Annotated in this window: 12 protein-coding genes and 1 tRNA gene; 10 read left to right on the forward strand and 3 right to left on the reverse strand. The window is 64.8% G+C overall.

The genetic code is table 11. From position 1 onward, the window contains the following. Positions 1–80 precede the first annotated feature (80 nt). The 6 genes from QRN52_RS19855 (at position 81) to QRN52_RS19880 (ending at position 6899) form a co-directional block, all read left to right on the forward strand. A complete protein-coding gene (locus QRN52_RS19855; protein WP_284755233.1) occupies positions 81–1484 on the forward strand; it encodes an MFS transporter in 1404 nt (467 codons plus the stop codon). Between the two features lie 76 nt (positions 1485–1560). Continuing rightward, positions 1561–2712, forward strand: a complete 1152-nt coding sequence (locus QRN52_RS19860) for an ROK family transcriptional regulator (RefSeq protein ID WP_284755234.1) — start codon at positions 1561–1563, stop codon at positions 2710–2712. Positions 2713–2777: 65 nt separating this feature from the next. After that, entirely contained in the window at positions 2778–4301 is a 1524-nt protein-coding gene (locus QRN52_RS19865; protein ID WP_284755235.1) for a glycoside hydrolase family 3 protein, read from the forward strand. Between the two features lie 41 nt (positions 4302–4342). Further along, positions 4343–5128 (forward strand): glucosamine-6-phosphate deaminase, encoded by a 786-nt coding sequence (locus tag QRN52_RS19870; RefSeq protein ID WP_284755236.1) that lies wholly within the window; start codon positions 4343–4345, stop codon positions 5126–5128. Between the two features lie 77 nt (positions 5129–5205). Beyond that, positions 5206–5688, forward strand: coding sequence for a cation:proton antiporter regulatory subunit (locus QRN52_RS19875; RefSeq protein ID WP_059389838.1), 483 nt, complete (start codon positions 5206–5208; stop codon positions 5686–5688). Positions 5689–5693: 5 nt separating this feature from the next. Continuing rightward, positions 5694–6899 carry a cation:proton antiporter gene (locus tag QRN52_RS19880; protein WP_284755237.1) on the forward strand — a complete coding sequence of 402 codons (1206 nt, stop codon included), beginning with the start codon at positions 5694–5696 and terminating at the stop codon, positions 6897–6899. A 139-nt stretch (positions 6900–7038) separates the two neighbouring features. On the opposite strand, the gene dcd is transcribed toward QRN52_RS19880, so the two are convergent. Then, positions 7039–7614: a dCTP deaminase gene (gene dcd / locus QRN52_RS19885; RefSeq protein ID WP_078107361.1), complete on the reverse strand. Its 576-nt coding sequence runs from the start codon at positions 7612–7614 to the stop codon at positions 7039–7041. A gap of 150 nt (positions 7615–7764) precedes the next feature. Here dcd and QRN52_RS19890 point away from each other — a divergent pair, with 150 nt between their 5' ends. Next, complete coding sequence (locus QRN52_RS19890) at positions 7765–9537, forward strand: CAP domain-containing protein (protein ID WP_284755239.1); 1773 nt, start codon at positions 7765–7767, stop codon at positions 9535–9537. Between the two features lie 61 nt (positions 9538–9598). Here QRN52_RS19890 and QRN52_RS19895 read toward each other — a convergent pair whose 3' ends face one another. Continuing rightward, on the reverse strand, positions 9599–10045 hold the full coding sequence (locus QRN52_RS19895) for an SRPBCC family protein (RefSeq protein WP_284755288.1): 447 nt from the start codon (positions 10043–10045) through the stop codon (positions 9599–9601). Between the two features lie 237 nt (positions 10046–10282). Here QRN52_RS19895 and QRN52_RS19900 point away from each other — a divergent pair. The 3 genes from QRN52_RS19900 (at position 10283) to QRN52_RS19910 (ending at position 11763) form a co-directional block, all read left to right on the forward strand. Next, positions 10283–10356, forward strand: a tRNA-Gly gene (locus QRN52_RS19900). Positions 10357–10477: 121 nt separating this feature from the next. Continuing rightward, complete coding sequence (locus QRN52_RS19905; RefSeq protein ID WP_264637052.1) at positions 10478–10612, forward strand: hypothetical protein; 135 nt, start codon at positions 10478–10480, stop codon at positions 10610–10612. Between the two features lie 17 nt (positions 10613–10629). Then, a complete protein-coding gene (locus QRN52_RS19910; RefSeq protein ID WP_284755241.1) occupies positions 10630–11763 on the forward strand; it encodes a N(5)-(carboxyethyl)ornithine synthase in 1134 nt (377 codons plus the stop codon). Between the two features lie 67 nt (positions 11764–11830). Here the strand turns inward: QRN52_RS19910 and QRN52_RS19915 are convergent, their stop codons facing one another. Further along, positions 11831–13228, reverse strand: a complete 1398-nt coding sequence (locus QRN52_RS19915; RefSeq protein ID WP_284755243.1) for an MFS transporter — start codon at positions 13226–13228, stop codon at positions 11831–11833. Positions 13229–13289 lie beyond the last annotated feature (61 nt).

Below are 13289 nucleotides of genomic sequence, written 5' to 3' on the forward strand. Positions count from 1 at the left end.
CTCCGCAAAGTCAGGAATGAATTGTCAAAAGTTGGAGCAGGCGGTCAAACGTTGGGTTCGGTGCAGGTAGTTTATCAACCATGAACATGGCAACTGCGCCTGAGGCCCCGCACCCGGCATCCGAGCTTGCTTCAGGGCCCGCCCTGTCGAACAAGGGCCAGATCCTTGCCTGGGCATCCTGGGATTGGGGTTCCGCGGCCTTTAACGCCGTGATGACCACCTTCGTGTTTACCGTCTATCTGACATCCAAGGCCTTTGGCGGGGAAGACTCCGCATCGGCGGCGTTGGGTGCCGCGTTGGCGATTGCCGGCGTCGCGATTGCCCTGCTGGCACCGGTCACGGGTCAACGCTCCGATTCCGGTGGCCGCCGGAAACTGTGGCTCGGGGTCAACACCGCGCTCGTGGCCGTCCTCACAGGCTCGTGTTTCTTCGTTTTCCCCAAGCCCGAGTTCCTGCTTCTGGGCGTCTCGTTGATTGCGCTCGGCAATGTGTTTTTCGAGTTCGCCGGGGTCAATTACAACGCCATGCTGGCCCAGATCTCCACGCCCGCCAATATCGGCAAAGTGAGTGGCTTCGGCTGGGGAATGGGATACCTGGGCGGAATTGTCGCGCTGCTCGTGGTGCTGCAGCTTTTCGTCCAGCCGTCTTTTGAGTGGTTCGGAGCCTCCACCCAGGACAGCCTTAATATCAGGCTCGTGGCTGTCTTCTCCGCACTCTGGTTCTTCATCTTCGCGCTACCGGTCCTGTTCGCGGTGCCGGAGCTCTCCGTCAAGAAGGCGGAATCCCGGCTCGGGTTCCTGGCCTCCTACGGTTTGCTGGTCCGCCGGATCAAGGCCATCTATCGAACCAGCCCGCACACCATCTACTTCCTGCTCGCGAGCGCCATCTTCCGCGACGGCCTGGCGGCGGTTTTCACCTTTGGCGGGGTCATTGCTGCCGGGACTTTTGGATTCGAGCTCAAGCAAGTCATCTTCTTCGCGATTTTCGGCAATGTGGTGGCAGCCGTTGGAGCCATGATCGGCGGATTCCTGGACGACAGGATCGGGCCGAAGGCCGTCATCGTCATTTCCCTCATGGGACTCCTGGTCGCCGGGACAGTGATCCTGGTGCTTGGAAACGGCGACTACGTGTTCTTCGGGTCCCATTGGGCAGGCAGCACGACGTTCTGGGTATTCGGACTGTTCCTGTGCCTCTTCGTGGGACCGGCGCAAGCTTCCTCCCGCGCTTACCTCGCGAGGCTCGCGCCGGACGGCGAATCCGGCGAACTGTTCGGGCTCTACGCCACCACCGGCAGGGCGGTGAGCTTCCTGGCGCCGGCTCTGTTCACCCTATGCATCACCGTGGCCACGCCCCTGGTTGCCCCAGGCGCGGCTCAACGCTGGGGGATCCTGGGCATCATGGTGGTGCTCCTGGCCGGCCTGCTGGTGATCCTGCCGGTCAAGTCGCCCAACAAGACGGAAATCGCCATTGTTCCCCTGAGCTGACAGATGGGCGCCTTGATTCCACATAATCTGCCGAAAACCCTTGATCTTTGATTGTTAGTAGAGTTTACTAACTCACATGGAAGCCCTTCGAGACCGCCAGCGCACCGATCGAACAAGCGCAGCGACCCTGCCTTCCGACGGGCGCGCCCACAACCTCTCCTTGGTGCGCCAGACGCTCCACTCGGCAGGGGCGATGAGCCGCGCGGAACTCTCCCGGACCCTGGGCCTGACCCGTGTCACAGTATCCGACCTCGTCTCGGACCTCCTGGAACGCGGCCATGTGGTGGAGCTGGGGCACTCTGATGAAGTCCGCCCCGGCAAGCCGGCCATCCTGGTGGACATCAATCGCCAAGGCCTTCAGGTGATCGGCGTGGATTTGGCCGAAAATTCCGTGCTGCGCGCCGCTGTCCTGGACCTTGACGGCAACATCCTCGAACGTGTGGAACGCTCCCTCTCCGATGAGACAGGCCTGGACGTCGTCAACCAGGTCCTCGAACTCGCTTCGGCGGCCGTCGGACGGGCCAACGCCACACTGCTGGGGATCGGCGTCGGGACCCCAGGCATCGTCAATGCGGACGGCGTGGTCACCACGGCCCCCAACTTCGGATGGAAGGACGTCGCCCTACGCGATCTCCTCCAGGAACGCACTGGCTTGCCGACCCTCGTCTCCAACGACGCCGACGCCGCAGTCCATGCGGACCACACCTTCGGCGGCGGCAGTGACGACGAAGTCCTCGTGAAAATCGGCCGCGGTGTCGGTTCAGGGCTCATAGTAGGCGGCAGGCGTGCCCGGGGCGCCCACTCCGCGGCGGGCGAAATCGGCCACGTCACGGTCGGCACCGACGGCGGGGCCATGTGCAAGTGCGGCAAAACAGGCTGCCTCGAAACCTGGATGTCCGTCCCCAGCCTCGAACGGGCCCTGGCCGAAGCAGCGGCGAGCTCCGAACCGGAGGCCGCGGCCGACGTCGTTCTCCGGGAAGCAGGCGAGCGGCTCGCCATCGCCCTCGCACCCGTGGTTGGCGCCCTCGATTTGGGCGAAGTGGTCCTCAGCGGACCCCGGGAGCTTTTGGAAGGTTCCCTTCTCAACGCCGTCCAGCAGACCCTGCTTGAGCGGCTCTTGCACCAGGACCCTTCACCGGTGTCCGTCCGTCTCGCCGCAGATGCACAGGACATTGTCCTGCGCGGAGCCGCCGTGATGGTCCTCTGGAACCAGCTTGGTGTGGCCTAAGTGCCGCGCCTGCGCCTCTTCCAGCCCTGACTAGCCAGCCAAGCATCCCTTCGAAGGAGCCGGACATGGACACGATTCAGTCCCCCGTTACTCAGTCCTTTGCCACCGGGCCCGACCGCGCCCACCTCCGCCGCCTCGCGGCAGGAGCCCTCATGCCCGGATTCACCGGCATCGCCGTCCCCGTCTGGATCCTTGAAGCGTACGACGCCGGGCTGGCGGCTGTGTGCCTCTATGGCACCAACGTGGCGTCCCCCGTCCAGTTGCGCGAGCTCTGCGCCGGGCTGCGGGCACATTCCCCGAACACGCTCATCGCCGTCGATGAAGAGGGCGGCGACGTCACCAGGCTGCACTACCCCACGGGATCGACGCAGCCCGGAAACGCTGTGCTCGGCCGTTTGGACGACGTCGAACTGACCGCTGCGAGCGCCAGCGCGATCGGCCACGAACTCGCGGGCCTCGGCATCAACTTGAACCTCGCCCCCGATGCAGACGTCAATTCGGCCCCGGACAATCCCGTGATCGGCGTCCGCAGCTTCGGAGCCGAACCGGATCTGGTCGCCCGGCATACCGCTGCCTGGATCCGCGGCCTCGAAGACGCCGGTGTGGCCTCCTGCGCCAAACACTTCCCGGGCCACGGCGACACCACCACGGACTCCCACCTGGCGCTCCCCCGTGTCACGGCCGACGCCGCTACGTTGGATACCCGCGAGCTGGTACCGTTCCGTGCGCTCGTCGCGGCCCGCGGAGCCACGGTCATGACCAGCCACATCCTGGTCGAAGCCCTGGACCCGGACCACCCGGCGACCTTTTCGTCGCGTATCCTTCAGGACTTGCTGCGCCGTGACATGGGATTCGACGGCGTCATCATCACGGATGCCCTGGACATGGCCGGCGCGTCCGCCGAGACCGGTGTTCCGGAAGCAGCCGTCCGGGCACTGATTGCCGGGGCGGACCTCCTGTGCCTTGGTTCGGAAACTGGACCGGCCCTCTTCGAGCAAACGATCACCGCAATCGCCGATGCCGTTGAAGAGGGGCGATTGCCCATGCAGCGCCTCGCGGACGCGGTTGCCCGAACGGCAGCACTGTCCTCGCGTTTCCCCGCTGCGGGCGCCGCGGAAATCCAGGAGGCTGCCATCAGGGGCCAGCTGGGACTTCATGGCGAGCCGCAGCTTTCCGGCGTGCTTACCAATGCGATGGGGCTCGACGGCGAGCGCATCGCCGAGGCCTTCGAAGTGTCCGAAGCTGCCGAAAGGTGGCTCGCCCGGCAAGAACCCGTGGCGATCGTGCAGGTTGAAACGGGGTCCAATTTCGCCGTCGGCCGCGTGCCGTGGGGACCCGCGGCCACGACTTCGGCAGTGGTCCGCGAAGGCGAGGTGCCCGACGGCGCGCGGGTCGCCGTCGTCGGGCGCGGCCTGGATGCCGAACACCCGTTGTGGACCGTCTTTGCCCGCTTGAGGGCGGAGGGGCACGCGGTGATCGCCGTCGAGTGCGGCTGGCCGCGCGGCGGGGCGGACATCGTCACCTATGGTGCGTCGCTTACGGTGTCCCAGGCCCTGACGGCGCTGCTGAACGGCACTGTCAAAGCCTGACCTTGGCTAGCTAGCGCCCAACCCATCCACAGAAAGTTGCCATGGAAGTCATCGTCACGACCACCCCGGAATCGGCTGCTTCGGCCGCCGCCCACGCCGTCCTCGCAGGACTCCCTGCGGGCAGGGGACCAGTACTGGGACTGGCCACCGGTTCGTCTCCGCTGGGACTGTACGCGGAGCTCGCAGCTGCGGCGGCCGCGGGCCTCGTGGATTTCTCGGCCGCGAAGGGATTCGCCTTGGACGAATACGTGGGCCTTCCGGCTGGACATGTCCAGTCCTACCGCCAGGTGCTGATCCGCGAGGTCTGCGATGTCATAGGACTCCCGCTGGCGGGGCTGAACGTTCCTGACGGCACCGGCGCCACGCAGGCCGAGCTCGAGGCCGTAGCTGCAGCGTATGATGCCGCGATAGCAGCTGCTGGAGGCGTCGACGTACAGATCCTGGGCATCGGCGCCAACGGCCATGTGGGCTTCAATGAGCCCGGCTCCTCCCTGTCCTCCCGGACGCGGCTGAAGCGGTTGACCGCCCGCACGAGGCGGGACAACGCCCGGTTCTTCGACCACGACGCCGACGTCCCGACTCACTGCATCACCCAGGGATTGGGGACTGTGCTGGATGCGCGCCGGCTGGTGCTCATCGCCACTGGTGCCGCGAAGGCCGCCGCGGTCGCTGCCGCCGTCGAGGGCCCGCTGACGGCGTCGTGCCCTGGTTCGATCCTGCAATGGCATGCCGACACTGTGGTGGTTCTGGACGAGGCAGCCGCCGCCCGATTGGCGAACCGCGAGTACTACGACGACGCCGCGCGCGGCCTGGCTTTGACCCCTTAGAAAGGCGCGGACCGCTTTGTGCGGCGGCTGCGAGTGGCGTCATTCCGCCGCCCCTTCAAGAGGGCTAGGGTGGACTTATGAACGTGGATGAGACAGAACTTCCAGGCCTCGGGGTCCGCAAGGATTTCATCACGGCCTCGGGACGCCGGATCGGTGTTGTCGAGATGCGGGAGGGTGAGACCGAGCTTTTCGTCTCCACGTGGGACGATCCCGATACCTGCCAGGCATCCATTCCATTGACCGCAGACGAAGCCGCCGCCCTGGGCAACCTCCTGGGCGGGCAGCACATCGCCATGCGTTTGGCCGAAGCCCACAAGGAAATCCCCGGCATCGTCACGCGGCAGTTCTCCATTACCGCAGACTCCCCTTTCAACAACCAGCCCATGGGCAAAGCCCAGATCCGCACCCGCAGTGGTGTCTCGATCGTGGCGATCATGCGCGAAGGCGAAGTGGTTCCCTCACCGGCTCCCGACGTCGTCCTTCACACGGGTGATCTGCTGGTGGCTGTCGGTACGCAGGAAGGTCTTGACTCTGCGGCTGCCATTCTGCGCAACGGCTGACGTTCATGGACCCCCTGGCCCTGACCCTCATTGAGCTGGGCGCAGTCGTATTCTGTCTCGGCCTCTTGGCGCGCTTGGCTGGCAGGATCGGCATGTCCCCCATTCCGCTCTATCTGGTGGGGGGACTGGCGTTCGGGGCGGGTGGACTGATCAAACTGGATGGTATGCACGAGTTCGCCCATCTTTCCGGCGAAATCGGCGTCATCCTGCTCCTGTTGATGCTCGGCTTGGAATATACGGCGGCGGAACTCGTCACCGGCCTGAGGCGCTCATGGCAAGCCGGTGTGCTGGACCTGGTGTTGAACTTCCTTCCGGGTGCGGGCATCGCCGTGTGGCTTGGCTGGGGACTTGTGGGGGCGATCGTCATGGGTGGCGTCACCTATATTTCTTCCTCCGGCATCGCCGCGAAGGTGATCACGGACCTCGGCCGTATCGGTAACCGTGAGACGCCAGTGGTGCTGGCCATTCTGGTGTTCGAAGACCTCACCATGGCCATCTATCTTCCGATCCTGACGGCGATCCTCGCTGGCGTGGGCTTCCTGGGCGGGCTCCAGACGGTGGGTATTGCGTTGGCCGTGGTCACCCTGGTGCTGGTGGTGGCCCTCAAACACGGCCACCGGGTATCCCAGGCCGTGCACAGCGAAAACTCCGAAGTCTTCCTGCTCAATCTCCTCGGAGCCGCGCTCTTGGTGGCTGGCATCGCGTCCGCCCTCCAGGTCTCCGCGGCGGTGGGGGCGTTCATGCTGGGAATTGCCATTTCGGGGGCAACTGCCCACAACGCGACGCGGATCCTTGAACCTCTGCGGGATCTCTTCGCGGCGATCTTCTTCGTGGCCTTCGGACTCAACACCGACCCGTCAACCATTCCCCCAGTGCTGGGCTGGGCGCTGCTCCTTGCTCTCGCGACAGCCGTGACCAAGGTACTGACCGGATTCTGGGCGGCAAAGCGGGCGGGGATCGCCGTTCCCGGCCGTTTCCGCGCGGGAGCCGCCCTGATCGCCCGCGGTGAATTCTCCATTGTCATCGCAGGCCTGGCCGTGGCGTCGGGAGTCGTACCGCGCGAGCTTGCCGCCCTCGCCACCGCGTATGTGCTGCTCATGGCCATCATCGGACCGCTCGCAGCCCGCTTCGTGGAGCCGACGGTCAAGGCCTTCCGCAAGTCCCCCCGCAAACCGAAGGCATCCGAGCCGATTGCGTCCTTCGAGGCGTGAGCTCCGTTGGCCCCGCCTCCGACGCTCGCTCACTTTTAGGGCGTTTCCCGCCGACGCTCGCTCACATGATCTGAGCGAGCGTCCGCGGTATTGCCCACATATCTGAGCGAGCGTCCTGGAAAACCCAAGCAGGCAGGGGCTAAACAGACGTCCGGTGGAAGTTCAAGTGGCTGCGGCTCGCGGTGGGGCCGCGCTGGCCTTGGTAGCGGTTGCCGTAACCGCCGGAACCATACGGATGTTCGGCGGCAGAGGATAGACGGAAGAAGCACAGTTGGCCGATCTTCATGCCAGGCCACAGCTTGATGGGCAACGTGGCAACATTGGACAGTTCCAACGTCACATGGCCCGAGAACCCAGGGTCGATGAAGCCGGCCGTAGAGTGCGTCAGCAATCCGAGGCGGCCCAGCGAAGACTTTCCTTCAAGTCGTGCGGCGACGTCGTCGGGCAGGCTCACGGTCTCATACGTTGAACCGAGCACGAACTCGCCCGGGTGCAGAATGAAGGGCTCGTCGCCCTCGACCTCAACCAGGCGGGTCAGCTCAGGCTGCTCCTCGGAGGGGTCGATGTGCGCGTATTTGTGGTTGTCGAACAGCCGGAAGAAACGGTCAATCCTCACATCCACCGAAGACGGCTGAACCATCGCGGGGTCGTAGGGCTCCAGGACGATACGTCGGGAGTCGATTTCGGCACGTATGTCGCGGTCAGAGATCAGCACAGGATCAAAAGTACCGTATATGCGCCCCATACCCCGTGGTGCCGGAGTGGCGCATGGGACTATAGTGCACCACATAGACTGCCGTTACCGCTGTTGTGTATGGGAACGGTGGCACAATGCGAATCTGGGGAAACATTGAGACGAATTGCGGTGCCCGTTGCCGTACTGGCGGCCTGCCTTCTGACGGTAATGGCCCCTGCCTCCGGTCCGCTAACCGTCCCGGCTCTGCTCTCCGGAGCGGGCGCGCCTTCCACCTCAAGCACCACCGCAGGTACTGAAAGCACGACGACGGCGTCCGCACCGCCGTCGGGATCCGGCCTTCCGCAGGCCGCACCTGCGCCGGGGTCACCACCGGCCACCGCGCCCACCACCGCAGCCCGGGCCGCGGCGGCCCCCGTTGCAGCTGTCCCCGAGGGCGCGGGCACCGGGTCAACCGTCCAAGCGGCGAGCTCGCCCGCGCAGGCAAGCCCCGCCGTCGAGCCCGGCAACGGATCGTCGCCCCGGGCGGTGGACGGACCGCCCCCGGTGCCCTCTATCCCGCCGGCATCCGGCCCGGACCCGCTCCCCGGCGCAGGAGATGTCCCGCAGGCGGATCCGGCTCCGGACCAGTCGAAGTCCTCCCCCGCAGCTGTCCCGCTGGTTTCACCGCATGCATTGGTCAACGACGACAATTCCGCCCAGGTGTTGGCCGTGTTCAACGCCATCAATGCCTACAGGACTTCGCTTGGCTTGAATCCGGTGAAGTACAACCCCACGGTGTCCACGCTTTCGCAGGACTGGTCCAACAACATCGCCAGCCGCCAGGTGATCGAACACCGCCCCAACTTCTGGACCGATCCCAGGGCACTGAACCCCAACAACGGCGCGGGCGAGATCATCGCGGTCCGCTGGGATCGGAATGCCGCCCAGCTTGTCGAATGGTGGAAAAGCTCACCCGCCCACGATGCGCTGCTGCGTGATCCCCGTTTCAACGTGATTGGCGTCGGAATCACCTTCACGGACGGCAACTACCAGACCACCCCCAATAGCTACACGATGTGGGGCGTGGTCAATCTCTTTGGCTATACGACGCTCCCCGCCGGCACCGTCAACAGCCCTGGCGCGGGCACGGCCCCTCCCCAGCTTCCGCCCCCGAGCGTCTGCGACCCTATCGCGAAGCACCAGCCGCCCACGCTGGACCTCAGTGCGGCAGCCATCCGCAGCGCCGGTGACCTCGTCGCCGTCGACCCCTCCGGCAACCTAAGGGGCTACCCGGCCCTCGGCAACGGTACGTTCGGTGCGGCCCGGACGGTCGGGTCCGGTTTCACCGGGGCGAAGGAAGTCATGACCACGGATTGGGACCGTGACGGCGTGATCGACGTCCTCGTCCAAATGCTGGACGGCAGGCTCCTGCTCTACCCCGGCCTGGTGGGCGGGGGATTCAAGGCGCCGGTGACGTTGGGTGGATCGGGCTGGCAATCTCTGACGATGGCCGTGGGCACCTGGTGCGGGAACAACAGGCTCCCGCAGATCCTCGCCACCGATTCCACCGGCGCGCTCTACCTGTACCGGAACCTGGGGCTCACCGCCCTGGTCGGACGTACACAAGTGGGCTCGGGCGTCAGTGCAATCCGCCTGAGCATGGTGGACTATGACGCCGACGGCTTCCAGGACCTGCTGGCCGTGGAGGCAAACGGGAACCTGCGCCTCTACCGCGGTTCGGGGCTCACCACGCCGAAGTCAGAAGCACGGCTGGTGGTGGGAACCGGATGGACGGACTACTCCGGGTTGCGCTCACTCAAGGGTGTCACTGGCCTCAACTCCACTGGAGTCGCGGGCCTGCTGGGCAACGGAACGATCGAGTATTGGGACCTGACTGGCGGACGCCTCACGACGCCGAGCACTCCGGTAAGCGGTTTGGGCGGACTCAAGCTGGCGCAGTAACTGGGCCCACGCCGCCAGGGTTCCCTGGGCGAGCGGAGCGAGGCGAGGGAGGCGGTGGGGATTATGCCTCGGAGGTCTGCTCCTCGATGACAGACTTGAGCCGCTCCAGCTGGACCACTTCACCTTCCATGGTCTTCTGGATCATGCTGTTCATGAGTTTCTGCAAGCCCTTGGGGTGGTACTCCAGGGCGAACCGCAGCCGGGTATTGGGGCCCTCGGTGCTGAGGTAATAGCCGCCGGTGGGCCGCGCAGGACCGGCGACGACGGCGAAACGCACTTCAGCGCCTGGCCTGGCTTCGGTGATTTGGAAGTCAGCCGCGATCGGCCGCCCGCCCGGGCCTGCCAAAGTCTGCTGGTAGACCGCGCCCTTTTCGCCGGCATGTCCGGAACGGAGGGAAATGCTCCTGATTCCGCTGCGCCACAAGGGATTGTTCAGGCCGTCCACCAGGAATTGGTAGACGGTCATGGCGTCGCGACCGATGAGTACTTCATGCTCTGCAAATGCCACGGAATCCTCTTTCGGCGTACGGCTCTTGGACATAGCCGGGTTCCCCATGACACAGCAGCTAACTGCTACAGAATAGTCAGGCGCGGCGCGGCACGACACACCCACGTCGAGCCTTAACCGAATCTTTACGAGCTCCGGAGGGAAATTGATGAGACCGTGATACCGGTGAGTCTGTGTCTGGAACACCGCGCCATCTGCGCTAAGCTGGGATCTGCTCCGGCTGATGTGCGGAGCAATGCGGGCGTAGCTCAATGGTAGAGCGCTAGCTTCCCAAGCTCGATACGCGGGTTCGATTCCCGTCGCCCGCTCCATTTTCTCGCCAATGGCCCACTTTTCCCGTGAACGGCCAGCCGCCCGGATACAAGGCGCCCCACCCCCTGGGTGTATCGTCAGGAGCTAGGAGCCATTTCGGCTCTGCTCTAGGGAGCGATCATGGCTGACAAATCACCTCGCCAAGCTGCATCGAAAAAATCCGGCAAATCCATCAAAGAAAAGCGCGCGGATAAGAGGGCCTCAGAGTCCTCCGCAACCACGGTGGCCAAGCCGGCAACCGGCAACAAAAAGTGAGCGGCCATATAGGCGCCATGACACTTGGCATCCTGTCGTCATCGCGGAAGCCGGACGAGCGTCGGCTACCCGTCCATCCTCTGCATTTGGAGCGCATTGCTCCGGAACTCCGGCAACACATCCGGCTGGAGCGCGGCTACGGCGAACGCTTCGGCTTTTCTGACAGCCAACTTGAGCCTCTGGTCGGTGGCATGGCACGCCGCGAAGAATTGATCGCGGATTCCGATGTCATCCTCCTGCCCAAACCGCAGCCAGAAGACGTCGCCGACCTCCGCGACGGTCAGGTTCTCTGGGGCTGGCCGCACTGCGTCCAGGACAGGACCATCACCCAGCTAGCCATCGACAAGAAGCTGACCCTGATCGCGTTCGAAGCGATGAACCACTGGGCCAGCGACGGCGGCTTCGGCCTTCACGTCTTCCACAAGAACAACGAGCTTGCGGGATACTGTTCCGTCATCCACGCCCTTGCGCTGACGGGCTCGACGGGCGACTACGGGAGGCGGCTGAGCGCCGTCGTAATTGGTTTCGGAGCCACAGCGCGTGGTGCGGTCACAGCGCTGAACGCCCACGGCATCCACGACGTCCAGGTGCTGACCAACCGCGGCGTTGCGGCGGTGGGTTCCCCCATCCACTCGGTGCGCATAGTGCAGTTCGACCACGACCAGAACGCCCCTTTCCTGAGCGAAGTCATCACCGATCGCGGCCGCCTGCCATTGGCGCCGTTCCTTGCCGCGAGCGACATCGTGGTCAACTGCACGCTGCAGGACCCGAACTCGCCGCTGACGTACCTGCGGACCGAGGACCTGGACGCGTTCCAGCCGGGCAGCTTGATTGTTGACGTCTCCTGCGACGAAGGCATGGGCTTCAGTTGGGCGCGGACCACGACGTTCGCCGAGCCCATGTTCACGGTGGGCGAGCACATCAACTACTACGCCGTGGACCACAGCCCGTCCTACCTGTGGAATTCGTCCAGCTGGGAGATCAGCGAAGCGCTCCTGCCGTTCCTCGAGACTGTCATTTCTGGCCCCGAGGCCTGGGACGCCAGCGAAACGATCTCGCGAGCCATCGAGATCCGGGACGGCATCATCCGCAACCCGGACGTACTCCAGTTCCAAGGCCGCTCAGCGGACTATCCGCACCTTGCGGCGTAGTCGCCTCGAAGCCTAAGAACACGGCCAGCCGGGCGCCTTGTGGGCGCCCGGCTGGCCGTGTTCGGCACTACGCCGACTGCGGGACGATCCGCACCATCCGGCGTCGGTCCCGGACGTTCACTTTGAGCCGCAATTCAGACTTCCGGGCGAGCACGACGGCGACTGTCGCCGCTGCGAGCGCCGGCACCCCGCCCGACACCAAGAGCGCTGCGTGCGGGTTCAGGTGCTCGGCAAGCCAGCCGATCATGGGTCCACCGATGGCTTGGCCGCCGATGAGCACCATGATGTAGAGGCTCATGACGCGGCCGCGGATGCTCATGTTGGCACTGACCTGGACTAGTTGGTTTGCGGCGGTCAGGAACATGAGGCACCAGAATCCGGAGAGGACCATGGCAGCGGAGAGCCACACCATGGATGGCGCCAACGCGGCCAGGCACAGCATCAAGCCGTACATCCCGGCGCACAGCACCACCGAGCGCAGGCGCAATTGGCGGCGGCGGGCCGAAGTGATTGCTCCAGCAAGCGCTCCAAGGGCAACCATGGCGTTGAGCAAGCCGTAGCCGCCGGCACCGGCATGGTAGATATGGTCCGCGAAGGCGGCGAGGAGCACAGGCAGGCTCATCGCGAAGACCGCTATGAAACCGGCCATGAGCCACGGCCAGTAAATGGTGGGCTTGCTGAGGGCGTAACGCAGTCCCTCCGCAAGCATTCCCTTGCGTTTTGGCACAGGCGTGCTGACATAAAGTTCATTCTTGCGCAGCATCAAGAGCATGGTGACAGTGGAGCAGCAGGCCACCGCGTTCGCCGCGAAGGCCCAGCCCGCTCCGACCGCGGTGAGCAGCACGCCGGCCAGGGCGGGGCCAATCAGGCCGCCCAGCTGGAACGTGGTGGAGTTGACGCTGATGGCGTTGCGCAGGTATTTCGGTCCCACGAGTTCGTTGACGAAGACCTGCCGGGCGGGCTGGTCCAGGACGGTCACGAGGCCTAGGACAAACGCGATCACGTAAACGTGCCACACCTCGATGTGCTGGCTCAGCGCCAAGACGGCAAGGATGGCCGCCAGGGAGGCCGCGACGCTCTGGCACAGGATGAGGATGCGTCGCTTGGGGAAGCGGTCCGCCATCATGCCACCCCAGGGGCCCAGGAACAGCGACGGCGTGAACTGCAATGCCACGGTTATTCCGACGGCGGTGACGGAGCCGGAGAGCTGGAGTACCAACCAGTCCTGGGCAATCCTCTGCATCCAGAGTGCGATGACGGCCACGAAGTGGCCCATGGCGAAAATCCGGAAGTTGGGTACTTTGAGGGAAATGAAGGTGTGCCGCCAGGGCAGCCGTTCGCTGACGACGGCGATTGGCTGGGTGACCGTGTCCGGGTCGGCAGCGTGCGGAATTCGGCTGCTTGCGGCGAGGGAATCGATGGCGGGTTGGCTGACGTTTGCCGCTGAGGGCGGTGGGGGTGCCAAAAGTAGTCCTTGGATAGGCGTTTCGCTGGGATGCCTTTAACGCTAGGGTTGGCCGCGGTGA

It is taken from the genome of Arthrobacter sp. efr-133-R2A-120 (genome assembly GCF_030209835.1).
Classification (GTDB): domain Bacteria; phylum Actinomycetota; class Actinomycetes; order Actinomycetales; family Micrococcaceae; genus Arthrobacter.

Coding starts and splice junctions, on each gene's coding strand:
- QRN52_RS19855 (WP_284755233.1), top strand. CDS start 81: ATGAACATGGCAACTGCGCCTGAGGCCCCGCACCCGGCATCCGAGCTT.
- QRN52_RS19860 (WP_284755234.1), top strand. CDS start 1,561: ATGGAAGCCCTTCGAGACCGCCAGCGCACCGATCGAACAAGCGCAGCG.
- QRN52_RS19865 (WP_284755235.1), top strand. CDS start 2,778: ATGGACACGATTCAGTCCCCCGTTACTCAGTCCTTTGCCACCGGGCCC.
- QRN52_RS19870 (WP_284755236.1), top strand. CDS start 4,343: ATGGAAGTCATCGTCACGACCACCCCGGAATCGGCTGCTTCGGCCGCC.
- QRN52_RS19875 (WP_059389838.1), top strand. CDS start 5,206: ATGAACGTGGATGAGACAGAACTTCCAGGCCTCGGGGTCCGCAAGGAT.
- QRN52_RS19880 (WP_284755237.1), top strand. CDS start 5,694: ATGGACCCCCTGGCCCTGACCCTCATTGAGCTGGGCGCAGTCGTATTC.
- QRN52_RS19905 (WP_264637052.1), top strand. CDS start 10,478: ATGGCTGACAAATCACCTCGCCAAGCTGCATCGAAAAAATCCGGCAAA.
- QRN52_RS19910 (WP_284755241.1), top strand. CDS start 10,630: ATGACACTTGGCATCCTGTCGTCATCGCGGAAGCCGGACGAGCGTCGG.